The sequence below is a fragment of the Entomomonas sp. E2T0 genome (assembly GCF_025985425.1).
GTDB lineage: Bacteria > Pseudomonadota > Gammaproteobacteria > Pseudomonadales > Pseudomonadaceae > Entomomonas.
Genome location: NZ_CP094972.1, coordinates 2,462,974 through 2,487,422, shown reverse-complemented (window position 1 = coordinate 2,487,422; position 24,449 = coordinate 2,462,974). Strand labels below are relative to the sequence as shown.

The 24,449-nt window shown below is 36.5% G+C and carries 18 protein-coding genes; 13 read left to right on the top strand and 5 right to left on the bottom strand.

Annotation, left to right across the window (positions count from 1 at the left end; all coding sequences use genetic code 11):
* Window positions 1-2: 2 nt before the first annotated feature.
* The 10 genes from nuoE to nuoN all read left to right on the top strand — a co-directional run bounded on the left by nuoE (window position 3) and on the right by nuoN (window position 12,111).
* The gene (gene nuoE, locus MTZ49_RS12030) at window positions 3-515 is read left to right on the top strand and encodes an NADH-quinone oxidoreductase subunit NuoE (RefSeq protein ID WP_264745783.1); all 513 of its coding nucleotides are present in this window, start codon (window positions 3-5) and stop codon (window positions 513-515) included.
* Complete coding sequence (gene nuoF / locus MTZ49_RS12025) at window positions 512-1,840, top strand: NADH-quinone oxidoreductase subunit NuoF (RefSeq protein ID WP_264745782.1); 1,329 nt, start codon at window positions 512-514, stop codon at window positions 1,838-1,840. Before nuoE ends, nuoF begins: the two co-directional genes overlap by 4 nt.
* Before the next feature lie 101 nt (window positions 1,841-1,941).
* Window positions 1,942-4,665: an NADH-quinone oxidoreductase subunit NuoG gene (nuoG, locus tag MTZ49_RS12020; protein WP_264745781.1), complete on the top strand. Its 2,724-nt coding sequence runs from the start codon at window positions 1,942-1,944 to the stop codon at window positions 4,663-4,665.
* Window positions 4,662-5,651, top strand: a complete 990-nt coding sequence (gene nuoH / locus MTZ49_RS12015; RefSeq protein WP_413774149.1) for an NADH-quinone oxidoreductase subunit NuoH — start codon at window positions 4,662-4,664, stop codon at window positions 5,649-5,651. The genes nuoG and nuoH overlap by 4 nt, the downstream gene beginning before the upstream one ends.
* 10 nt (window positions 5,652-5,661) lie before the next feature.
* Entirely contained in the window at window positions 5,662-6,222 is a 561-nt protein-coding gene (nuoI, locus tag MTZ49_RS12010; protein WP_264745780.1) for an NADH-quinone oxidoreductase subunit NuoI, read from the top strand.
* A 13-nt stretch (window positions 6,223-6,235) separates the two neighbouring features.
* Entirely contained in the window at window positions 6,236-6,739 is a 504-nt protein-coding gene (nuoJ, locus tag MTZ49_RS12005; protein ID WP_264745779.1) for an NADH-quinone oxidoreductase subunit J, read from the top strand.
* A 5-nt stretch (window positions 6,740-6,744) separates the two neighbouring features.
* Window positions 6,745-7,104 (top strand): NADH-quinone oxidoreductase subunit NuoK, encoded by a 360-nt coding sequence (gene nuoK, locus MTZ49_RS12000; protein WP_264745778.1) that lies wholly within the window; start codon window positions 6,745-6,747, stop codon window positions 7,102-7,104.
* Window positions 7,101-9,008 carry an NADH-quinone oxidoreductase subunit L gene (gene nuoL, locus MTZ49_RS11995; RefSeq protein WP_264745777.1) on the top strand — a complete coding sequence of 636 codons (1,908 nt, stop codon included), beginning with the start codon at window positions 7,101-7,103 and terminating at the stop codon, window positions 9,006-9,008. The genes nuoK and nuoL overlap by 4 nt, the downstream gene beginning before the upstream one ends.
* Window positions 9,009-9,039: 31 nt before the next feature.
* Complete coding sequence (nuoM, locus tag MTZ49_RS11990; RefSeq protein WP_264745776.1) at window positions 9,040-10,593, top strand: NADH-quinone oxidoreductase subunit M; 1,554 nt, start codon at window positions 9,040-9,042, stop codon at window positions 10,591-10,593.
* A 15-nt stretch (window positions 10,594-10,608) separates the two neighbouring features.
* Window positions 10,609-12,111, top strand: coding sequence for an NADH-quinone oxidoreductase subunit NuoN (nuoN, locus tag MTZ49_RS11985; RefSeq protein WP_264747880.1), 1,503 nt, complete (start codon window positions 10,609-10,611; stop codon window positions 12,109-12,111).
* Window positions 12,112-12,172: 61 nt separating this feature from the next.
* On the opposite strand, the gene recJ is transcribed toward nuoN, so the two are convergent.
* On the bottom strand, window positions 12,173-13,894 hold the full coding sequence (gene recJ / locus MTZ49_RS11980; protein WP_264745775.1) for a single-stranded-DNA-specific exonuclease RecJ: 1,722 nt from the start codon (window positions 13,892-13,894) through the stop codon (window positions 12,173-12,175).
* 418 nt (window positions 13,895-14,312) lie between these two features.
* Between recJ and MTZ49_RS11975 the strand changes: the two genes are divergently transcribed.
* The 3 genes from MTZ49_RS11975 (at window position 14,313) to MTZ49_RS11965 (ending at window position 18,949) form a co-directional block, all read left to right on the top strand.
* Window positions 14,313-17,156 (top strand): ribonucleoside-diphosphate reductase subunit alpha, encoded by a 2,844-nt coding sequence (locus MTZ49_RS11975; protein ID WP_264745774.1) that lies wholly within the window; start codon window positions 14,313-14,315, stop codon window positions 17,154-17,156.
* A gap of 74 nt (window positions 17,157-17,230) precedes the next feature.
* Window positions 17,231-18,481, top strand: coding sequence for a ribonucleotide-diphosphate reductase subunit beta (locus MTZ49_RS11970; RefSeq protein WP_264745773.1), 1,251 nt, complete (start codon window positions 17,231-17,233; stop codon window positions 18,479-18,481).
* Window positions 18,482-18,598: 117 nt separating this feature from the next.
* Window positions 18,599-18,949 (top strand): hypothetical protein, encoded by a 351-nt coding sequence (locus MTZ49_RS11965; RefSeq protein WP_264745772.1) that lies wholly within the window; start codon window positions 18,599-18,601, stop codon window positions 18,947-18,949.
* A gap of 11 nt (window positions 18,950-18,960) precedes the next feature.
* Here MTZ49_RS11965 and MTZ49_RS11960 read toward each other — a convergent pair whose 3' ends face one another.
* The 4 genes from MTZ49_RS11960 to MTZ49_RS11945 all read right to left on the bottom strand — a co-directional run bounded on the left by MTZ49_RS11960 (window position 18,961) and on the right by MTZ49_RS11945 (window position 24,282).
* A complete protein-coding gene (locus MTZ49_RS11960; RefSeq protein ID WP_264745771.1) occupies window positions 18,961-19,203 on the bottom strand; it encodes a hypothetical protein in 243 nt (80 codons plus the stop codon).
* 74 nt (window positions 19,204-19,277) lie between these two features.
* Complete coding sequence (gene eutB / locus MTZ49_RS11955) at window positions 19,278-21,578, bottom strand: ethanolamine ammonia-lyase (RefSeq protein WP_264745770.1); 2,301 nt, start codon at window positions 21,576-21,578, stop codon at window positions 19,278-19,280.
* Between the two features lie 29 nt (window positions 21,579-21,607).
* Window positions 21,608-23,119: an ethanolamine ammonia-lyase reactivating factor EutA gene (locus MTZ49_RS11950; RefSeq protein ID WP_264745769.1), complete on the bottom strand. Its 1,512-nt coding sequence runs from the start codon at window positions 23,117-23,119 to the stop codon at window positions 21,608-21,610.
* Window positions 23,120-23,391: 272 nt separating this feature from the next.
* Window positions 23,392-24,282 carry a siderophore ABC transporter substrate-binding protein gene (locus MTZ49_RS11945; RefSeq protein ID WP_264745768.1) on the bottom strand — a complete coding sequence of 297 codons (891 nt, stop codon included), beginning with the start codon at window positions 24,280-24,282 and terminating at the stop codon, window positions 23,392-23,394.
* Between the last annotated feature and the right edge of the window lie 167 nt (window positions 24,283-24,449).

The window sequence follows — 24,449 nt, the reverse complement described above, 5'->3', positions numbered from 1 at the left end:
CAATGAAAGATCAAATAATACAAACAGACCGTAAGCCAACTAAACCCTTTGAACCTACAGAGGCACTAAAGGCAGCTATTGAACATGAGATTCATCACTACGAAGACTCTCGTGCTGCTTCTATTGAAGCGTTAAAAATGGTACAAAAACATCACGGATGGGTACCTGATGAAGCCATTAGTTATATAGCTAACATTCTTAAGATTTCTGCTGCTGATGTAGAAGGTGTAGCTACATTCTATAGTCAAATTTTCCGCCAAGAAGTAGGCAGACACATTATTAGAGTATGTGACAGCATGGTTTGCTATATGGGTGGTCATGAAGCAGTTTTAGAAGCTATTACTAAAAAAATAGATGCTGGTTTAGGTGAAACTTCAACAGATAATCGTTATACATTGCTTCCTGTTTGTTGTTTAGGTAACTGTGATAAAGCACCAGCTATGATGATTGATGATGATACCTATGGTAATTTAACCCCTGAAACAGTGGGTGAGATTTTGGAGGCTTATAAATGAAACAACCAACCTCCTTTGGTCCTGCTAACACATCTGCTCGTCCTTACGAAACGCACCCATTAACATGGCGTTTGAGAGAAGATGGTCAACCTGTTTGGTTAGACGAATACAAACAGAAAAAAGGTTATGAAGCAGCCCAAAAAGCACTAACAGCTCTTTCTAAAGACGATGTTATTCAACAGGTTAAAGATTCTGGCTTAAAAGGTCGTGGTGGTGCAGGCTTCCCTACTGGTGTTAAGTGGGGCTTAATGCCAAAAGATGAATCATTAAACATCCGTTACTTACTTTGTAATGCGGATGAAATGGAACCTAATACGTGGAAAGACCGCTTATTAATGGAACAAGAACCTCATTTATTAATTGAGGGAATGTTAATTTCTGCTTTTGCATTAAAAGCTTACCGTGGTTATATTTTTCTACGTGGTGAATATGTCGATGCAGCCAATAACTTAAATAAGGCCATTGAAGAAGCCAAACAAGCAGGTTTACTAGGTAAAAATATCTTTGGTAGCGGTTTTGATTTTGAGTTATTTGTTCATACGGGTGCAGGTCGTTATATCTGTGGTGAAGAAACAGCCCTTATTAACTCTTTAGAAGGTCGTCGCGCTAACCCACGTTCTAAACCACCCTTCCCTGCAGCGGTAGGTGTATGGGGCAAGCCTAGCTGTGTAAATAACGTAGAAACCCTTTGTAATGTACCAGCCATTATTGAACGTGGTGTTGATTGGTACAAATCACTCGCCAAAGAAGGCAGTGAAGATATGGGTACTAAATTAATGGGCTTCTCAGGTAAAGTAAATAATCCTGGTATTTGGGAGGTACCTTTTGGTATCACAGCTAAAGAGTTATTAGAAGATTATGCTGGTGGTATGAAAGAGGGGTATAAGTTAAAAGCGTGGCAACCAGGTGGTGCTGGGACAGGTTTCTTATTACCTGAACACTTAACAGCACAGATGCACTCAGCTGGCATTGCTAAAGTAGGTACACGTATGGGTACAGGTTTAGCAATGGCTGTGGATGATACAGTAGATATGGTCTCTTTATTACATAATATGGAGATTTTCTTTGCTCGTGAATCTTGTGGTTGGTGTGCACCTTGTCGTGACGGTTTACCTTGGACTGTACAAGTACTAGCTTCTTTAAAGAAAAAGCAAGGTAAAGCAGAAGATATTAATTTACTGGAAGAACTTGCTAAGCAAATTGGTCCAGGTCTTAGTTTCTGCGCACATGCTCCTGGTGCTACTGAACCACTAGCAGCAGCTATCAAATACTTTAGAAGTGAATTTGAAGCAGGCATTGCAGAACAGCAGTTGCCAATTTTATAAAATAGGTAATTGTTATTTGAATTATCTAATTTAAATAACAAATAAAATTTTTCCATTAGCCAGTCTCGTTTCGACGAGCAAATGATGAAGAAAAAAGAACCATGGCCATTATCCATGTAGACGGTAAAGAATACGAAGTTAACGGAGCGGACAATCTATTACAAGCTTGTCTATCTCTAGGACTTGATATCCCCTACTTCTGTTGGCATCCAGCATTAGGTAGTGTAGGCTCTTGTCGGCAATGTGCTGTTAAACAGTATAAAGATGCAGATGATAAAGTAGGACGTCTTGTTATGTCCTGCATGACGCCTGCTACTGATGGTGCTTGGATATCTATTGCAGATGAAGAAGCGAAAAAGTTTCGTGAGAATGTCATTGAATGGTTGATGACTAACCACCCTCACGATTGTCCTGTATGTGAAGAAGGCGGTCATTGTCATTTACAAGATATGACAGTAATGTCTGGCCATAGCAAACGTCGCTATCGTTTCGAAAAACGTACTCATAATAACCAAGATTTAGGTCCTTTCATTAACCATGAAATGAACCGTTGTATTGCCTGCTATCGCTGTGTCCGTTTCTATAATGACTATGCAGATGGTACAGACCTTGGTGTATATGGTGCTCATAACTACGTTTACTTTGGGCGTGTGGAAGATGGTTGCTTAGAAAGTGAATTCTCAGGCAATTTAACAGAAATTTGCCCTACTGGCGTGTTTACTGATAAAACTCACTCAGAACGCTATAACCGTAAATGGGATATGCAATTTGCTCCTAGTATTTGTTATGGTTGCTCGATGGGTTGTAACATTTCTGCTGGCGAACGTTATGGTGAAATTAGACGTATTGAAAACCGTTACAATGGTGAAGTAAATCGTTACTTCCTTTGTGATCGTGGTCGTTTTGGCTATGGTTTTATTAATCGTGAAGATCGCCCTTTACAACCCATCTTAGTTAAAGAACAAAAAGTACTTACTATTGATGAAGCACTAGATAAAGCAGCTGATTTACTAAAGAATCAAAAAGTAATAGGTATTGGCTCCCCTCGTGCTAGCTTAGAAAGTAACTTTGCTTTAAGCAAATTAGTAGGCGTAGATAATTTCTCAACAGGTATTGCAGCTAACGAATTAGAGTGCATTAATCTTGCTATTAAAATTATGCAAGATGGCCCCTTACCTACCCCAACAGTAACTGAAGTTGAACAACATGATGCTGTCTTTATTTTAGGTGAAGACCTTACCCAAACGGCCGCACGTTTAGCATTAGCTGTACGTCAAGCTGTAAAAGGTAAAGCCATTGATATGGCCCACCAATATGAACAATATGGTGTACAACCTTGGTTAGCAGCAGCCGTAAAAAACATTGCACAACATGCTAAAAATCCATTATTTATTGCTAGTGTAGCTAATACTCGTTTAGATGATGCAGCAGAAGCAACTATACATGGTACGCCTAATGAATTGGTACAACTAGCTTGCGCTATTGCACATGAATTAGATAGTACGGCACCTGTTGTATCTGGCTTATCAAACGCATTACAAGAGAAAGCCAAACAAATTGCAGAAGCATTAATTAAAGCTAAAAAGCCATTAGTTATTTCAGGTTGTTCTTTAGGTTCAAAGGCCTTATTAGAAGCAACAGCTAATATTGCTAATGCGTTAAAACTTAAACAAAAAGATGCTGCACTAAGCTTAGTATTCCCAGAAGCAAACAGCGTTGGTTTAGCTCTACTTGCTAATAAACCATTAGAAGATAGCTTTGCTGCTATTACTGAGAACAAAGCAGATGTAGTTATTGTTTTAGAAAATGACCTTTACCGTCGTGCTGGTAGCAAAACGGTCGATACTGTATTAGCAACAGCTAAATCAGTCATTGTTATTGATCATCAAGCTACAGCTACTACTGCTAAAGCAGATTTACTACTTTCAGCAGCTAGTTTTGCTGAAGCAGATGGTACACTAGTAAGTCAAGAAGGTCGTGCACAACGTTTCTTCCAAGTATTTGATCCTACTTATTATGATGCAAGCAATTGTGTTAAAGAAAGTTGGCGTTGGCTTCATGCGGTTCATAGCACTTTAGAAAGTAAGACAATTGATTGGACACAGTTAGACCATGTAACTTATGCTTGTGCTGATGCTAACTCCCTGTTAGCTGGTATTAAAAATGCTGCACCTGATGCTTCGTTCCGTATTAAAGGTTTAAAACTAGCTCGTGAGCCACATCGTTATAGCGGTCGTACTTCTATGCTAGCCAATAAGAATGTACATGAACCAAGAGCGCCACAAGATATTGATACTGCATTTGCGTTCTCTATGGAAGGTTATGCAGGTACTTCCCCAGAGCGTCAACAAATATCTTTTGCTTGGTCACCAGGTTGGAACTCACCACAAGCATGGAATAAATTCCAAGCTGAAGTGGGTGGACATCTACGTGCAGGCGATCCAGGTATTCGCCTATTAGCCAATAAAGGTGAATTACTCCCTTGGTTTACTGCTACTACAGAGTCAGCAGAAGGTCTTTATGTTGTGCCTTTATATCATCTGTTTGGTTCAGAAGAAATGTCTGCTAAAGCAGCACCTATTCAAGAACGCATTGTAGAACCTTACATTGCTTTGAATACAACAGATGCGACGCATTTAAATGTACAAGAAGATGAACAAGTTAAACTTACGATTAATGGTCAAGAAATAGCCTTAACAGTACGTTTAAATATGGGTTTAGAAAAAGGTTTAGTTGGTCTACCTGTTGGTTTTGCTAATATTCCAGTACAGTTATTTGGTCAACGTATTTCTAGCCTACAAGAATTACAGGAGAAAGCACAATGATAGAGTGGTTAACTTCTGATGTAGTGCTTGCAGTTATTATATCTGCTATTAAGGCCATTGTTATTATGCTTGTGGTGTTTGTGTTTGCAGCGCTACTTAGCTGGATCGAACGTCGCCTCTTAGGCTTATGGCAAGATCGTTATGGCCCAAATCGGGTAGGTCCTTTTGGTTGCTTACAATTAGCAGCAGACATGATTAAAATGTTTTTCAAAGAGGACTGGATTCCACCCTTTGCAGATAAACTACTGTTTACCATAGCACCTCTTATTTCTATTTGTACTATTTTAATTGCATTTGCTATTGTGCCAATCACGCCAACTTGGGGTGTAGCAAGTAATACCAGTATTGGCCTACTCTTCTTCTTAGCCATGGCAGGTATTGCAGTATATGCTGTATTATTTGGTGGTTGGGCTAGTCATAATAAATTTGCCTTATTAGGTGCTGTGCGTGCTTCTGCTCAAACGGTATCTTATGAGGTATTCTTAGGTTTGGCTTTAATGGGTGTGGTACTACAAGCTGGTTCATTTAATATGAATGAGATTGTTAATGCTCAACAAGGTCTATGGTTTATTATTCCTCAGTTCTTTGGTTTCTGTACTTTCTGTATTGCAGGTGTAGCTGTTACTCACCGTTTCCCATTTGACCAACCAGAAGCTGACCAAGACTTAGCCGATGGTTATCATATTGAATACTCTGGTTTGAAATGGGGTATGTTCTTCGTAGGTGAATATGTAGGTATTGTGCTTATTTCATCATTGATAACTGTGCTTTTCTTTGGTGGCTGGCATGGCCCTATATTACCTGGTATCGTTTGGTTTGCTCTCAAAACTTTATTCTTTGTGATGATGTTTATTTTAATACGTGCTGCATTACCTAGACCACGTTATGACCAAGTAATGCTATTTGGCTGGAAATTCTGTTTACCATTAACGTTAATTAATCTATTGGTTACAGGTTTCTTCGTGTTATTGGCACAAGGGGCTTAAGGAGACTGTTATGAAATATATATGGCATGTTATCCACGGTGCTTATACACAGCTAAGAAGCATTGTGATGATTTTTAGTCATGCTTTCCGTAAGCGTGATACAATCAACTACCCAGAACAAGAAGTATATTTACCACCTCGTTATCGTGGTCGTATTGTTTTAACCCGTGAACCAGCTCCTGAAGGACAACTAGGTGAAGAGCGTTGTGTAGCGTGCAATCTTTGTGCAGTAGCCTGCCCTGTTGGTTGTATTGCACTACAAAAAGCTGAACGTGAAGATGGCCGTTGGTACCCAGAATTCTTTCGTATTAACTTTTCACGTTGTATATTTTGTGGAATGTGTGAAGAAGCTTGCCCAACAGCAGCAATTCAATTAACACCTGATTTTGAATTAGCTGAATTTAAACGCCAAGATATGGTATATGACAAAGAAGATTTATTAATTTCTGGTCCAGGCAAATACCATAACTATATGTTTTATACCTTCTCAGGTATGGCTATTAAAGGCAAACCAAAAGGTGCAGCAGAAAATGAAGCTGAACCTGTTAATGTAAAAAGTCTTTTACCTTAAAGGACAACAGATTATGGCAGCATTTTGTTTTTATCTTTCTTCTTTCGTTGCAATAATTGCGACACTATTAGTGATTACTAATAGTAAACCTGTACATGCGTTGTTGTATTTGGTTGTTTCTTTATTAGCTGTAGCAATGATTTTCTTTAGTTTAGGCGCACCTTTTGTGGGCGCTTTAGAAATCATTGTATATGCTGGTGCTATTATGGTGCTCTTTATCTTCGTGGTAATGATGCTTAATCTTGGTACACAGACTGTTAATCAAGAATTACAGTGGTTATCACCGAAAACATGGGTAGGCCCTGTATTATTATCATCTTTGCTTTTAATTGAGTTTATTATCATTATTTGTATGGGTGATACAGGATTAACTATAGGCAATGTTACTGTACCGCCTATAGATGTTGGTTTATCGCTATTTAGTAGATACTTATTAGCAGTAGAACTAGCCTCTATGTTATTACTGGCAGCACTTGTGACTGCTTATCATATGGGACGTGAAGAAGCGAAGGACTAAAAATTATGTTTGAAAATATTCCTCTTGAACACGGCCTGATAGTTTCAGCCATCCTATTTAGTTTAGGTTTAATAGGTTTGCTAATACGTCGTGATTTATTATTTATTTTAATGAGCCTTGAAATCATAATGAATTCTGCTGCTTTAGCTTTTGTGGTAGCTGGTAGTGCCCACACTTCAGTAGTAGTTGATAAGGTTGTTGCAGGTAAACATATATTAGTTCATGCAGCTGATGGTCAAGTAATGTACATCATGATTATTGCTTTAGCTGCTGCTGAAGCTGCTATAGGTCTAGCATTACTATTACAACTTTATCGTCGTTTCCATACCCTTGATATTGATGCAGCAAGTGAGATGCGCGGATGAACCCAGTATATTTAACAGTCGGTTTCCCTCTTCTTGGCTTTTTATTATTAGCTTTCTCTAGAGGGCGTTTAAGTGAAACAGCATCAGCAGTCATTGGTGTAGGCTCTATCGGCCTTGCTGCATTATCTGCTGCTTGGATAACTTTCAATTTTGTAAATGGCAATATTACAGAGCCACATGTACCTTTATGGTCATGGATTACGGTAGCTGACCCTACTAATGCTGAAAACCTTCTATTTAATCCAAAACTAAGTTTTTATATAGATGGCTTATCAGTTACTATGATTTCTGTAGTATCAGGTGTTGGCTTCTTAATTCACCTATTTGCTTCTTGGTATATGCGTGGTGAAGAAGGTTACTCACGTTTTCTAGCTTATATGAATCTATTCGTTGCCTTTATGTTAATCCTTGTATTAGGCGATGATATTTTATTCCTCTATTTTGGTTGGGAAGGTGTAGGCTTATGTAGTTATCTATTGATTGGTTTCTATTATACTGAACCTAAAAATGGTGCAGCTGCCTTAAAAGCCTTTATTATCACTCGTATTGGTGATGTATTAATGGCTATTGGTATGTTCATTATTCTTTGGAAAGTACCTGAATTACTTTCTTTAAGCGTACGTGAAATGGCAGCTAATAGTGATATGATTTTAGATAAACTAGCCGATCCTTACCTTACTGCTGCTACCCTATTCTTATTTGGTGGTGCAATTGGTAAATCTGCACAAGTACCATTACAAACATGGCTTGCGGATGCAATGGCTGGTCCTACACCTGTGTCTGCGTTAATCCATGCTGCAACCATGGTTACTGCAGGTGTTTACTTATTAGTTCGGTTAAACTTCCTATTCTTACCTGCTACTTTCACCTTAGAAATAGTAGGAATTATTGGTGCAATTACTTTATTACTAGCAGGTTTCTCTGCTTTAGTACAAACCGATATTAAACGTATCCTTGCTTACTCTACTATGAGTCAGTTAGGTTATATGTTCTTAGCTACTAGTGTTTGTGCTTGGAATGCTGCTATTTTCCATTTAATGACCCATGCATTCTTCAAAGCCTTACTATTCTTAGCTTCTGGCTCTGTAATTCTTTCTTGCCACCATGAGCAAAATATTTTCAAAATGGGTGGTTTATGGAAGAAATTACCATTAGCCTATGCTAGCTTTATTGTTGGTGGTGCTGCCTTATGTGCCCTACCCTTTATAACTGCAGGTTTCTATTCTAAAGATGAAATTTTATGGGAAGTAATGGCTGCCGATCATCCAGGTTTATTGATTGCTGGTTTAGTAGGTGCCTTTATGACATCTCTCTATACTTTCCGTTTAATCTTTATTACGTTTCATGGTAAGCCAGCTAATGAGCATGCAGCTCATGCTACAGCAGGTACTGGTCTTGCTCATGCAATACCTTTAGCAATATTGATTGTGTTATCTACAGGAATTGGTGCTTTAATTACACCACCATTAGGTGCTGCTTTTGCTTCACCTGAACATGCTGCAAGTACTGATGGCAAGCATATGTTAGAGCTTGTTTCAGGTATTATTGCAATTACAGGCATTTTACTAGCAGCTGCGTTATATTTAGGTAAACGTAGTTTTGTAACGAAACTCTCTGAAAGTGCCATAGGTCGCTTCTTTAGTTGTTGGTGGCTAAATGGCTGGGGATTTGATTGGGTTTATGACAAGTTATTTGTAAAACCTTACTTGTTCATTACCAAAGTACTAGTAAAAGACCCTTGTGATAAAGCCATTGGTTTAATCCCTTTAGTAGTACGTGGCGGTAATAAATTAATGACTTTAACAGAAACAGGTCGTTTACGTTGGTATGCACTTTCTCTTGTAGGTGGTGCAATAGTACTGATAGCTATAATGCTTATTACTTTTATGTCATCAGTAGCCTGATTTAAACTTATAAAAAGGAATAGATATTGTCATGTCGTCCCTATTGTTACCTTGGCTAATCCTGATTCCGATAATCGGCGGCTTTTTTTGCTGGATTTCCGAACGGCTCAGTAATATTCTTCCACGTTGGATAGCCCTATTTACGATGGTGCTTCTTGTTGCTTTGTCCCTATATTTCTGGGGTACAGGCAATTTCCAAAATGCACCTAATTTACAAACATCATTTGCAATAGCTGATGGTCAATCAAAATGGTGGGCTTTCTACTTTCATTTGAACTGGATACCACAATTAGGTATTAGTATTCACTTAGGAATGGATGGTTTATCTATTCTATTGATTACATTAACAGCTATTTTAGGTTTATTAGCTGTACTCTGTTCATGGAAAGAAATTAACAGCCGTGTAGGTTTCTTCTACCTAAACCTTATGTGGATTTTAGGTGGTGTAGTTGGGGTGTTTGTTGCTATTGACCTATTCCTCTTCTTCCTATTCTGGGAAACGATGTTGATCCCTATGTTCTTCCTAATTGCCTTATGGGGACATAGTGGTTCAGATGGTAAAACGCGTATTTACGCAGCTACTAAATTCTTTATCTTTACTCAAGCTAGTGGCTTGTTAATGTTAGTGTCTATTATTACTTTAGCACTTAAACATTACACTAATACAGGTACTATGACTTTTGATTACATGCAATTGCTAGGTACTAATTTAGGAGGTCTTGAGTTTATTTTAATGCTTGGTTTCTTTATTGCATTTGCAGTAAAGCTTCCTGTTGTACCTATTCACTCATGGTTACCAGATGCTCATGCGCAAGCACCAACAGCAGGTTCTGTTGATTTGGCAGGTATTCTATTAAAAACAGCTGCCTTTGGTATCTTACGCTTTGCAATTCCTTTATTCCCTAATGCCTCCCATGAGTTTGCGCCTATTGCCATCTGGTTGGGTATTTTCAGTATTATTTATGGTGCCATTTTGGCGTTCCAACAAACGGATATTAAACGTTTAATTGCTTATACCAGTATTTCACACATGGGTTTTATCTTAGTAGGTATTTACTCAGGTAGCCCGCTAGCACTACAAGGTGTGGTTATACAGATGATTGCGCATGGTTTCTCAGCCGCTGCACTATTCATCTCTAGTGGTCAATTATATGAACGTTTACATACGCGTGATATGCGTTTAATGGGCGGCTTATGGGGTAAAATTACCTACTTGCCTGCCATTATGCTGTTCTTTAATGCTGCTTCGCTAGGTTTACCAGGTACAGGTAACTTTGTGGGCGAGTTTATGATTCTTATTGGTGCCTTCCCTGCTGATAAAGTTGCAGTTTCTATTGCAGCCTTTGGTTTAGTGTTAGCCTCTATTTATTCATTAATTGTTATGCAACGTGTTTTCTATGGAACAACACGTGGTAATTTTCATGAACCAATCCAGGGACTTTGTAAACGTGAACTAGGTATGATGTTTATATTGATTGTGCTGCTTATATTATTGGGCATTTATCCACAACCAGTTCTGGATACATCAGCAGCCACTATGAATGGTGTGCATGCTTGGTTCTCCCCTAACCTCGTTTCTCGGTAGTCGCTCATGGAACAAATACAATTAACAGCAAATCACTTTATAGCACTACTACCAATTTTGGCAATTAGTGCAACGATTGTCGTGACCATGCTATCCATTTCATGGCAACGCAATCAGACGTTAACTTCTATAATAGCTATGTTTGGTATGGTGCTTACTTTAATAGCTATCATTCCAGCACTAAAAGTAGTTAATGCCGAAGGTGGCTCAATTGAAGTTACCAGTTTATTAATTTTTGATCATTATGCTTATTTTGCTAGCCTGTCGTTAGTATTAGTAACTATGGCTTGTACTTGTTTTGCCCATATTTACTTAGAAGGTTATAAAGGTAATAGAGATGAGTTTTATTTGTTATTACTTCTTTCAACCTTAGGTGGTATGGTATTAGTAAGTACTAAGCACTTATTAGGCTTATTTATTGGCTTAGAATTATTATCAATTCCAATGTATGGTTTAATTGGTTATGCATTCTTCCAACGCCGCTCATTAGAAGCTAGCATCAAATATATGGTGTTGTCAGCCGCAGGTTCTGGTTTCTTGTTATTTGGTATGGCATTAGTCTATGCAATAACAGGCCAACTTACTTTCCTATCGATTGAGCAAGCTTTTAATACAGCAAATCACTCTGTCTTAGTTGATTTTGGTGTTGTATTGATGATAGTTGGTTTATCTTTCAAATTATCATTAGTACCTTTCCACTTATGGACACCTGATGTTTATGAGGGTGCCCCTGCTCCTGCTTCTGCTTTCTTAGCTACAGCCAGTAAACTAGCTATTTTTGCTATGTTAGTAAGATTTATGGAGTTCATTCCAATTCATCATAGCTCTTGGATTTATTTAGCTATTACTATTTTAGCCATTGCTTCTATCTTAGTAGGTAACTTATTAGCGTTATTCCAAAATAGCTTAAAACGGATTATGGGTTACTCTTCTATTGCACATTTTGGCTATCTATTAATCATTCTATTAGCTAGTAATGAAATGGCTACAGCAGAAGTTAAAGTAACTGCTGCCAAAACAGCAACTATCTATCTATTCACCTATATTGCAACCACTATGGGGGCATTTAGTGTGGTAACTGTGTTGTCGTCACCTTGTCAAGATCGTGATGCTGACGCTTTATATAGATATCGTGGTCTTTTCTGGCGTCGCCCATTATTAACCATCTCTTTATCTGTAATGATGTTATCTTTAGCAGGTGTTCCATTAACTGCCGGCTTTATCGGTAAATTCTGGTTATTAAGAACGGCTGTTGAATCTAACCTTTGGTTATTAACTGCAATGGTAGTTGTTGGTAGTGCTATAGGCTTATACTACTATTTAAGGGTGATGATTACACTTTACTTAGCTGAACCTACTGCTAATGCTAATGAAGAAAAAGATATTCATTGGTCACATCTAACGGCTACTATTGTTTTATTAGCTATTGCTGTGATTGTAATCTTTGTAGGTGTATGGCCATCACCGCTTATTTCAATTGCAGAATATGCAGGTGTACCTTCTACATTGATTCATTAAGCATTAATGATAGTACATAAAAAAGGCAACTTATTAGTTGCCTTTTTTTATTCTATCTCAATTATATAGGTAGTAAATGAGAAACCAGTAATTGTACACTTTGCTGTCCTTTATACTCATTTACCATTAACTTATAGACTATATTGGCTTGTTTTATTGTGCTATTAGGCCATATATTTTTATCAACATTAAATGCTATGGCTTCTAGTTGATGTTGTTTGTCGGCTGTTCTTAATACTAATTTTAGGTGTTTTTCTTTTAATAAACGTTGTTGTTCAATCCAAAACACTCCATCAAAAAGAGGTTCAGGAAATCCTTGCCCCCAAGGGCCAGCATCCATTAATAATTGTGCCTGCTCCAAGCAGAAATCTGCTTTGTCTAATGAACCATCAGTTAAAATAACCTGTTGTAATTGCTCTTCAGTGATTTGTTGTTGTGCTTCTTGGTTAAATGCTTCTTGGAATAATGTTAGTTTTTCTCTAGCAAGTGTTAAACCCGCAGCCATTGCATGACCACCAAACTTATCTATTAAATCAGGATAACGACTGGCAATATTTTGTAGTGCATCTCTAATATGGAAATTGCTAATAGAACGAGCAGAACCTTTAATAATACCTTCTTGCTCTGTTGCAGCAAAAATAATAGTAGGTCGGTGATATTTATCTTTTAAGCGTGAAGCCAGTATACCAATTACTCCTTCATGCCATTGTTCATTAAATAAACAAATGCCATAGGGTAAATCATCCAAAGTAATATCTTTTAGTTTATGTAACGCCTCAGTTTGCATTGTCTGCTCAATACTGCGGCGCTCTCTATTTAAGGCATCAAGTTGACTGGCTTTTTGATAAGCATCTGCTTCATTATCAGCTAATAGGCAATCAATCCCTAATTTCATATTATCTAGCCTACCCGCTGCATTTAAACGAGGCCCTACAATAAAACCTAAATCTGTTGCAGTTATTTTTGTGTAGTCTTTACCTGCTAACTGTAATAAAGCTTTAATACCTGGTCTAACTTTACCGTTCTGAATACGCTTTAACCCTTGATATACCAATGTTCTATTATTGCTATCTAAAGCAACCACATCAGCTACTGTACCCAATGCTACTAAGTCTAATAGCTCAGCAAGATTTGGCTCTGACAAATTATGGTTAGTAAAATAGTTTACTTCCCTTAATTTTGCCCTTAAAGCAATTAATACATAAAACATAACACCTACACCAGCTATAACTTTACTAGGAAAATTACATGTTGGCTGATTAGGGTTAACCATAGCATCTGCTTCTGGTAAGATTTCACTGGGTAAATGGTGATCAGTAATAAGAACGCTTAAACCTGCTTTTTTAGCAGTAGCCACACCTTCAACACTAGAAATACCATTATCCACAGTAATTAATAATTGTGGATTAAATTGTTCAATAGCTAATTCTACTATTTCAGGTGATAGGCCATAACCATATTTAAAACGATTAGGAACTAAATAATCTACATGCTTTGCCCCAAGCATTTTAAGACCTAAAACGGCTACGGTTGTTGCGGTAGCACCATCACTATCATAATCGCCAACAATAACAATAGCTTGTTGCTTATTTAAGGCAGTAATTAATAACTCGACTGCTTGCTCAATACCTTTTAAGGTTTGATAGGGTAATAAATTAGCAAGCTCTTTAGTAAGTTGCTGACTATTTTGAATACCTCGTGCTGCATAAATACGTTTTAATAAGGGTGATAAATGAGGTAATTCAACTGCATTCTCTGATAATAGGCGTTGCTTTATTAACATTAATAGTCTCAACTATTGAAATATCTTATAAAATACATAACACTATATATTGTATCTGACTAATAGTTAAAAATCTTAGAATTTACACTTCTAATAAAAAAATAACATGGCTATTGTAAGTTCAATGAATAACAGTAAATATCCATAACATATCCACAGAATTATCCACAGTACTAGTTGTTCTAATACTAAAATATCACTATATTGTATATTCAAGTCAATATATAATACTATATATAGTAATAAGCTAACCCATACCTAGTAATTACTTTTCTAATTTTAGATAAGCTCTGACAACCTAAAAAGTCTATAGAAGTTGTTCTTATAAGACTAATAGGGAGCTTTCTCTAGGAAATAAAGTAGATACTATATATTGTGTTTAGTGCTTTATCATTGTAATAAATTTTAGGAGACATAAATGTTAAGTGGTGTATCTCGTGATGACAATAACACGCTAGATAATGAATTAAACGCCCCTATTCCAGGGCAAATTAATGTTATCAAGAGAACAGGTACGGTTGTCCCTTATACTGATGATAAAATTGCTGTTGCTATTAGTAAGGCTTTTTTAGCAGTTGAAGGCGATAATGCTGCCGCCTCTTCGCGTATCCATGATGCTGTTAAACAATTAACTGAGATGGTTACTGCTACATTTAAACGTCGTATGCCTTCAGGTGGTGTAATCCATATTGAAGATATTCAGGATCAAGTTGAATTAGCATTAATGCGCTCTGGTGAACATAAAATCGCACGTGCTTATGTACTTTATCGTGAAGCTCGTAAGCAAGAGCGTGCTAAAAATACTGTGCAACAAGCTCACCCTAGTATTCGTGTCACTAATGCTAAAGGTGAATTTGCACCTTTAGATTTAGGCCGTTTAAATACCATTTTAAAAGAAGCTTGTGAGGGTTTAGAGGAAGTAGATCCTAGCATCATTGAGAAAGAAACCTTAAAGAATCTTTATGATGGTGTAGCAGAAAAAGATGTCAACACGGCTCTTGTAATGACTGCCAGAACATTGGTTGAGCGTGAACCTAACTACTCTTTTGTAACTGCTCGTTTGCTATTAGATAAACTACGTGCTGAAGCTTTAGATTTCTTAGGCATAGCTGATCGTGCTACTCACCACGAAATGGTAAATTTCTATCCACAAGCATTAAAAGTTTATATTGAAAAAGGTATTGAGTTTGATTTGCTTGATAAGCGTTTAGCGCAATTCGATTTAGCCAAATTAGGTCAAGCATTACAGCATGAACGCGATCAACAATTTACCTACTTAGGTTTACAAACCCTTTATGATCGCTACTTTATCCATAAAGAGGGTATTCGTTTTGAATTGCCACAAGTATTCTTTATGCGTGTGGCAATGGGTTTAGCCTTAGAGGAAGCAGATAAAGAAGCACGTGCTATTGAGTTTTATAACTTACTTTCTTCTTTTGACTATATGTCATCTACCCCTACTCTATTTAACTCAGGTACAGTACGTCCACAACTTTCAAGTTGTTACTTAACAACGGTACCAGATGACTTATCAGGTATTTATAAAGCTATTCACGATAACGCTATGTTATCTAAGTTTGCAGGCGGTTTAGGTAATGACTGGACACCTGTGCGTGCTTTAGGTGCTTACATTAAAGGTACTAATGGTAAATCACAAGGTGTTGTGCCATTCCTTAAAGTAGTAAATGATACTGCTGTTGCGGTTAACCAAGGCGGTAAACGTAAAGGTGCAGTATGTGCTTACCTCGAATCATGGCATTTAGATATTGAAGAGTTCTTAGAACTTCGTAAAAATACAGGGGATGACCGTCGCCGTACTCATGACATGAATACAGCGAACTGGATCCCTGATTTATTTATGAAGCGTGTTTTTGAAGATGGCTCATGGACACTCTTCAGTCCATCTGATGTACCTGATTTACATGATCTTTTTGGTAAAGCCTTTGAAGAGCGTTATGAGTATTATGAAGAACTAACCAAATACGGCAAAATTAAAGCATTTAAAACAATGCCTGCCCGTGACTTATGGCGCAAAATGTTATCCATGGTATTTGAAACAGGTCACCCTTGGGTAACTTTTAAAGATCCTTGTAATATTCGTAGCCCACAACAGCATGTTGGTGTGGTACATAGCTCAAACCTTTGTACTGAAATCACCTTAAATACTAATGAAGATGAAATTGCAGTATGTAACCTTGGCTCTGTTAACTTAGTAAAACATATTGTAGATGGTAAGTTAGATACTGAAAAACTAGCGCGTACCGTAAAAACTGCAGTACGTATGTTAGATAATGTAATCGATATTAACTACTATGCAGTACCACAAGCGAAAAACTCTAATGCTAAACACCGCCCTGTTGGCTTAGGTTTAATGGGCTTCCAAGATGCACTTTACTTACAGCATATTGCTTATGGCTCTGAGGAAGCGGTTAAATTTGCTGACCAATCGATGGAAGCAATTAGTTACTATGCTATTAAAGCTTCTTGTGAATTAGCACAAGAACGTGGCACCTACTCTACTTTTGAAGGCTCTTTATGGTCTAAAGGTATTTTACCGTTAGATTCTATGGATCTTCTAATTGAAGAACGTGGTAGCAAATATATCTCTGTAGATAAAAGCACTACTTTTGATTGGGCACCTATTCGCAAGTTAGTGAAAAAAGGTATTCGTAACTCTAATATTATGGCAATTGCTCCTACTGCAACTATTGCTAATATTACGGGTATTTCTCAGTCGATTGAGCCTACTTATCAAAACTTATTTGTGAAATCTAACTTATCAGGTGAATTTACTGTTATTAATCCTTACTTAGTGCGTGATTTAAAAGCACGTAAGTTATGGGATAATGTAATGGTAAATGATCTTAAATACTATGATGGTAGTGTTCAACAGATCGAACGTATTCCTGAAGACTTAAAGAGACTTTATCAAACTGCTTTTGAAGTAGAACCAAAATGGATCATTGAGTCAGCTAGTCGTCGCCAAAAATGGATTGACCAAGCTCAATCATTAAATATCTATGTGGCTGGAGCCTCTGGTAAAAAGCTAGATGTTACTTATCGTATGGCTTGGTATTTAGGTTTAAAAACCACTTACTACTTACGTGCCTTAGCTGCAACCAGTACCGAAAAATCTACCATTAATACTGGCACCCTAAACGCTGTATCATCCGCTATTGAAGAACCACAAGCGCCTGTTGCACCTGCTCCAGTACCAAAAGCTTGTAGTATTGATGATCCAGATTGTGAAGCTTGTCAATAATCGCTGTACAACTATTTTCATATTATGCATAAGCACTATCAATCTGATAGTGCTTACACTAAGGAGATTAACTTATGTTAAGTTGGGATGATTTTGATAGTGAAGATGCCCCCAAAAAAACCACTAAAACGGCAGAAATAAACACCGCTACCAACCCTTCTGAAGAACAACTAAACCATGTAGGTGATGATTTAGCAATGGAAGCACGTGCTGTTCATGCTGAAGACTCAGAAGATGTTAAAAGAGCTAAAGCAGCCCTTGATGAATTAGATATTCAAGAAGGTCTTGATGATTTAGAAGGTACTTCAGGTCGTGTACAAGTTGATGATAAACAAATGATTAACTGCCGTGCAGACTTAAACCAATTAGTACCCTTTAAATATGATTGGGCTTGGCAAAAATACCTAGATGGCTGTGCTAACCACTGGATGCCTCAAGAAATCAATATGACGGCTGATATCGCTCTTTGGAAAAGCCAAGACGGTTTAACTGAAGATGAACGCCGTATCGTAATGCGTAACCTTGGTTTCTTCTCAACTGCCGACTCATTGGTTGCAAATAATCTAGTATTAGCCACTTATCGCTTAATTACTAATCCAGAATGCCGTCAATATATTTTACGCCAAGCATTTGAAGAAGCTATTCATACCCATGCCTATCAATACTGCATTGAATCATTAGGCATGGATGAAGGTGAAGTATTTAATATGTACCGCGAAGTACCTTCAGTAGCTAAGAAAGCAGCTTGGGGTCTAAAATATACACGTTCTATTTCTGATCCCACCTTTAAAACAGGTACTGTTGAAACTGATAAGCAATTCTTACGTAACTTAATTGCCTACTACTGTGTATTAGAAGGTATTTTCTTCTACTGTGGTTTCAGTCAAATTCTTTCAATGGGTCGTCGTAATAAGATGACTGGTGTTGCTGAGCAATTCCAATATATTTTACGTGATGAATCAATGCATTTGAATTTTGGTATTGATATGATTAATCAAATCAAAATTGAAAATCCACATTTATGGGACGAAGGCATGAAAGATGATGCCCGTCAAATGCTATTACAAGGTACTCAGTTAGAAATTGAATATGCTCGTGACACTATGCCTCGTGGTGTATTAGGTATGAATGCTAGCATGATGGAAGAATATCTAAAATTTATTGCTAACCGTCGCCTCGTACAAATTGGTTTAAAAGAAGAGTACCCTAATGTGACTAATCCATTCCCTTGGATGAGTGAAATGATGGATCTCAAGAAAGAGAAAAACTTCTTTGAAACACGTGTTATTGAGTATCAAACTGGCGGTGCTTTAACTTGGGATTAATGACCATCCCCCTCTTAATAAAAAAGGTGCTAAATTTAGCACCTTTTTTTATGCTGGCAGTTTATAATACTATATAAAATACCTTATTCTATTTTAAAGCATCAGGGTAGAGCTGCTATGTTAGATCTAATAAATAAACTTAGAAATACATTTAAGAGGGATATCTTTGAGGTAAAAGATAAGCCCGAACAAACTAAGGATAAAAATTTAATAACTGACATTAAAGCTAAAGAAAAAGTAATAATCACTATTAATCAATTAAAGCAAGACTATCCTGCCCATATTCGTCAAAGAAAAAATGTATATAACTATCTCAATAAAAAGCTAGATCTTGATATTGCAGTTTATGACTATGATGATACAGGGGAAAATACTATATTATCATTAGACCCTACTGGTACACAGCAAGGTGAATACAATTATATTGTTGAAAAATTTACAGTCGCGTTAAAAGATAAAAAAGATTAAATATCTTTGCCTTAAACTAAAGAAATAAAAATATTTGTCTTTATATTATTCTCAATCACTTCAAAATTTGAGGCGTATTTCCCATCAGCTTTTGCTACTTCTAGCATGGTATTAATATCAATACCTCTTTCTTCAAGTTCTTTTAAGGCTGCTTTGGGTAAAAATTTAGCAGATAAATTAATTAATAATACAGGTACTTCAAAACTTTCAATGAGCTCACCTGCTATTGTTTTTTCTATTTTAATTTTTTTCACTGACTTATTTCCTTTTAAAGTAAAACTATTCAATTTAATAAATAAGTGGGAGTATCCCTCCCACTTATTAGAAGTTAACGTTTTCTTAATGACTCCAACCTATTACCTCCTGCTTTCAAGCGATGCATATCAGCAATAAACTCTACCAATACACTAGCAGCCTCCATTGGAGGTAAACCTCCTGCATAAATATTGGAAACTACTGATACTTCGTATTGAATATCAGCATTACCACTAAAGTTAATGGCAGCTTGGCGGGTAGCATCATCAGTAATATGATAATTTAAATAAGCAGATAAACTACGAGAAGCTAACGCATCACCCCCTGGACGTTCTCCTAATAAATTAACTACAATTTTCGCATTGACAACATTACCGACATCTTCAGCTAGTTTTACTCGACCATAAGGTATTAACATAGGTTGCCCTATAGTAAACCCTTTGGCTTTTAAACCATCCATTAATACAGGTAATAATTCAATAATATTATGGTGTGTCGCTTCAGCACTAAGACCATCAGAAACAATAATTTGAATATCATTATTTTCTGCAGTCAGTTTGTTACGTGAATCTTGGGATAAATGGCTACCTAAATCGGGATTATTTAAGTGACTTTCTTTATCAGCAGCCCCTGTGCTTAACACACGGAATTGAATATCTCCTAGTTTTTCTTGTTGCAAATCTGCATAAATAGCTTCTCTAGCAACTGCCTGATTAGCTCTTAACAAACGTATTACTTTATTGGCTGGGCGTGGACCTGCATTTTCAAAACCATAAGAAGCAGGTAAATTCTCTTTTAAGCGTTGATATTCACTATCACTGCTACAGAAAATTCTTGGGTTACCCCAATTAGGGCCTCGTTGAATATTGCCATCTTGGTCTTCGATAAAAATACCTTTTTCAACACACCAACGTAAATATTCAGGAGCTGGTTTTAAATTGTAAATTTCACGCATGGTTTGGTCATCATGACCACTGGTATCAAAATAAGCTAACATTCGGTCAGTGTTTAAATAAACATCCATATAGTAGTTAGCCCCTGCAGCCGTTAATAGCTCAATAGCCATTTGCTGACCTTCGGTAGTTACTTTTGAATGTAACGTGAAGCAAGGCGCCATACCCATTGGCAAGCCAAGTAATTTACCCATTAAATGATCTTGTAAATTAGAATAGATCATTTCAAAATTATCAAGATGGGTTTCAGGGCCAATAAAGCCTGTTACGTTATTCACCATAAAGGGTTTATAGCGACGAGCTAGTCCATAACAAAGAGCTTCGGTGGTCGTCATATCAATGCCATTATGCTTGTTATAACTAACTTCACTACCTTGCCCTGTTTCAAAATACATCCAATTTTTAGCTATATCTTTTAAAGGACCTTTTTCCTTCATCGTCATGTAGGCTTTATCTAATAAGTCTACCGTAACATCAAATTCTTCTGTTAATACTGCTTCAGTTCCTGCAATACTTTGGAACATGATTTCTACAGGTGCCCCAGAAGCTAAACATTCAAGCTGTGTTTTAATATGAGAAAGTACACAAATTTGAGTAGGCACGCCAAGTTCTTCACGAACCTTATTAAAATGATTTAATACGGCATTGATATTATCAACTGTATCAATGGCAGGGTTTAGACCAAACATACAATCACCCGTACCCATGCTTAACCCTGTATAAAGTAACATGGTAATACTATCGAGATTGTCTGTTGGATGATTAGGTTGTAGGCGTGTTGAAAGTGTACCTGGTAATCCTAATAACGTTCTTGCTTTAGCAGAAGCGCCTGTTTTTAATTTTCGCGCTAAAAAAATCATTTCATGAACGTCTAATAATTTGGTAAGTGCCGCAGCCATAACACCTGTTAACGCTGTACCATAACGACGTATTTCATTACCAGTAGAGCGCATTAATAAATCTTTAAACTCACCAACCGTTAATGATCCAATTTCCTCAAAAACAGCATGGTCGATGGCATAGTTTACGCGCATTACTGAATCAACTTTACCATTATTATCAATTAATGGATTATCAAAAATATGTTGTAAGGTTAGATTAGATAATACTGCTCTTGCAGCCTCTCTGGTTGCCTCATCAGCGGCTGCCAAATTAGCAACACGATCCCCTGCTTTGCTAATATCAGCATTTCCTAGCACTTGTTTTAAATCTTTAAATGAATAATGCAGACCTAACAATTCTATTTGATAAGAGTGTGCTAGGCTAGGCTTAGGCACAAAGATATCTGCTATGGGTGGCAACTCTGTTGAATATATTTGAGTTGCTGTATTAGCAACAGTTTGCTCAGCTACACCTACCCCATTAGCAGCTAAGGCCGCTACTACTTTATTAACAACTTCATCAAATTCTTGGCTATTCATATTAATTAATCCATCATAAAGATACTAATTTATTTAATTCCATAAAAAGAAATAGGTATAACTTGCTGATGTTGCCTTCTTAAGTTAACAAAACTAGCATCCTTTAACAGAACCTCATCAACAACTATTAAATTCAAAGCTAGCTTCCCCCACTGGGTAGCATAAGCACCTAAACTTTTACCTATATTACAATCAACTAGCAGTACTATAGGTACACTCTTAGCTGGTTGTAATTCCTCTAATATTTCATAGAACATCTGACCTAATGTCCGAATCATGTTTACTTTATTCGTACGATAACCTATAGAGTCAGCAATAAATATTTGTAAACAACCTCCCATATGATTTTGGCAAATGAGTTTTAATGCTTCATATAACTCAGGTTTACTAATATCTCCTGAACAACGACTTACAATCGGTAAATGTTTTATTGGTAAAACATTTGGATCAGGTAAATACAAAGTAGCACCAGAAACTTCTGTACTGTGCAGAGCTAAGCCATAAACAGTGGCCCGTCCTTCATTTTCGGGAATAATAGTTGTTAATGAGCGAGATAGTATTGGAGAAGCCATAATGGCTTTGGCTAGATCAATCCCTAAATCACCATAAAATGTAGTTGGAGGTAAACCTTTTCCTGCCATAGCTTGGTAAATTAATTCACCAACACCACCTGAAAAAGTAATGGCAACTGGATTAGCTGTTAGCTCATAACTAAAAGGAACTTGTTGTATTGGTAATAACTCAGCAGAATTAAAGAATGCTATATTGCCTTGAGCAATGTTCTCTAATGCCTGCACATAGAACACTAGGAAATTATTAACTTCTTCCAAAGTTAAAACATCATTAACCTGCTTATGGATATTTAGACGTTTAAATAAAGTAATCGCTTCAGGGGTTAAAGCACGAATTCGATAGCTACCTGGCTCAAACTGTATATGTCTTGCCCCAATAAAGTAACAACCTGTGTGAATAACTTTGCCATTAAGACCAATCGCTGGATTAGTAGTGCCGCCACCAATATCCAAATTGACAATGGGTGTAGTGCTACGGTAACGGCTTAAAGCACCACATCCCCCTATAAAGGCTAACCATGATTCAAAATTAGGATCATCTGCTGTGGCAACTAGGATTTCTCCCATTCGGTCTTCAATTAACTTGGCCAAAAACTCTGCATTCTTTTGTCTTGCGGCTAGCCCTGTAATAATGACACCACCAGCAAAAAAGTCTTCAGCTTGATAGCCACATTGTTCAAACCATAAGTCTAATAGTTGTGTTACTTTCTTTTCATCAATATGGTCATTAATAAAAGGGGTTAAAACAATTTCTGAACGAAAAATTATCTTAATATCACCCAGCTCCATATTGCCAGTGATACTATTAGTAAGGATATGAGAACGAGCAACTAAAGCACTGCTAGTAGTTGATCCAAAATCTAACCCTAACAGCAGTACAGAGGAGTTTTTAGGCACTAAATGGCTATTACTTGCTCTGCATGGAGAAGTAGCAAAAGTAGTTAATGGCATACCTTTATCCAAGGCCATAATTCACTTCCTGTTACTTTTTGCTGGTTATTTATGTTTATATAAAAACTAAAACAATTTTAAGGAGACTAATAAATTTTTTTATTTGGTGATATCAAATATTGGCAAATGTTTCTTTATTAAAAGAATTATTGCTCTAGGTCTAAAATAACCTATAAAATCCCTATCTAACATTTAATTAATAATGTTGTTCTTTATTGTGTTTATTAAATAATTATTAAATTTAGCCATAAAAGAGCCCCAATATTTAGGGTTCTTTTATATTTAATATACTATTGAAATGCTTTTGCTACTTCTTGCATTTGTAATGTTAAGCTCTCTAAACCACCACCAGATAAATACCAAAGATCTGGCGTTAAATAGATAATATGTTTATTTTTATAAGCATTGGTTTCTTGCATGCTGCTATCTTCTACAGTATTTTTATCTAACTTACCCTCACCTATTGCTTCATTACGATCAATTACAAATAAAACATCAGGATTTAAATAGGCAACATCTTTATTAGATAACATTAAACGTTCTGCATTGTTACCCTTTCTAACACTTTCTAAACCTATAGCTTTAATACCTAACCAGCCATGAATAAGCCCAGCATAATTGCTCTGTTCAGAGGCAACTAACTTACCATTATAATGAACAACAATAAGTGCTTTATTAGCAGATTGTTTTGCTTGTAGTTGAATAGCTGTTGCTTGTTTGTCTAACGCTTGTAAAGCTGCATCAACTTGAGGTTGCTTATTAAATGTTTTTGCTAAAAATAACATATTATTTTTAACTGAGCTTTCATAATCTTTAGGGTTAGTAGTTAAACTAACAGTAGGCGCTATCGCTGCGAACTCTTTATATTGAGCTTGCTGTCTACCTGAAATAATAATTAAATCTGGCTTAATTTCTTTTATTTTTTCAATATTAGGTGTTTTTAGCCCACCGACATCTGCATATTGATCAGCTTTAAATTTATCTAGGTAATTAGGTAAGCTTTGTTTAGGTAAAGCTTTAACACTCACACCTAATTTATCTAAACTATCAGCAATACCCAAATCAAAAGATACAACTTTTTTAGGATTAATTGATATTGTCTTTTTTTCTGTTTCATTAGCTGTTGCTAAACCACCAATTAATAATGAACTAACCACTCCTATTTTAATAATATTATACATAAATAACCCTTCCTTAAAAAATAATGATTATCATTTAATAAGATTAAGAAAGCAATTCAATTTTTATAGAGAGATTGGAGTATTGAAGTTTAGCGATATAAAGGAAAGCATTAAAAAAGAAATTAATAATAAAAACCTTATTAATTTTAGGTGCTTATACTATATTG

Coding starts and splice junctions, on each gene's coding strand:
- nuoJ (WP_264745779.1), top strand. CDS start 6,236: ATGGCAGCATTTTGTTTTTATCTTTCTTCTTTCGTTGCAATAATTGCG.
- recJ (WP_264745775.1), bottom strand. CDS start 13,894: ATGTTAATAAAGCAACGCCTATTATCAGAGAATGCAGTTGAATTACCT.
- eutB (WP_264745770.1), bottom strand. CDS start 21,578: ATGAATAGCCAAGAATTTGATGAAGTTGTTAATAAAGTAGTAGCGGCC.
- nuoL (WP_264745777.1), top strand. CDS start 7,101: ATGAACCCAGTATATTTAACAGTCGGTTTCCCTCTTCTTGGCTTTTTA.
- nuoM (WP_264745776.1), top strand. CDS start 9,040: ATGTCGTCCCTATTGTTACCTTGGCTAATCCTGATTCCGATAATCGGC.
- MTZ49_RS11970 (WP_264745773.1), top strand. CDS start 17,231: ATGTTAAGTTGGGATGATTTTGATAGTGAAGATGCCCCCAAAAAAACC.
- nuoK (WP_264745778.1), top strand. CDS start 6,745: ATGTTTGAAAATATTCCTCTTGAACACGGCCTGATAGTTTCAGCCATC.
- MTZ49_RS11965 (WP_264745772.1), top strand. CDS start 18,599: ATGTTAGATCTAATAAATAAACTTAGAAATACATTTAAGAGGGATATC.
- MTZ49_RS11945 (WP_264745768.1), bottom strand. CDS start 24,282: ATGTATAATATTATTAAAATAGGAGTGGTTAGTTCATTATTAATTGGT.
- nuoG (WP_264745781.1), top strand. CDS start 1,942: ATGGCCATTATCCATGTAGACGGTAAAGAATACGAAGTTAACGGAGCG.
- nuoI (WP_264745780.1), top strand. CDS start 5,662: ATGAAATATATATGGCATGTTATCCACGGTGCTTATACACAGCTAAGA.
- nuoF (WP_264745782.1), top strand. CDS start 512: ATGAAACAACCAACCTCCTTTGGTCCTGCTAACACATCTGCTCGTCCT.
- nuoH (WP_413774149.1), top strand. CDS start 4,662: ATGATAGAGTGGTTAACTTCTGATGTAGTGCTTGCAGTTATTATATCT.
- MTZ49_RS11975 (WP_264745774.1), top strand. CDS start 14,313: ATGTTAAGTGGTGTATCTCGTGATGACAATAACACGCTAGATAATGAA.
- nuoE (WP_264745783.1), top strand. CDS start 3: ATGAAAGATCAAATAATACAAACAGACCGTAAGCCAACTAAACCCTTT.
- MTZ49_RS11950 (WP_264745769.1), bottom strand. CDS start 23,119: ATGGCCTTGGATAAAGGTATGCCATTAACTACTTTTGCTACTTCTCCA.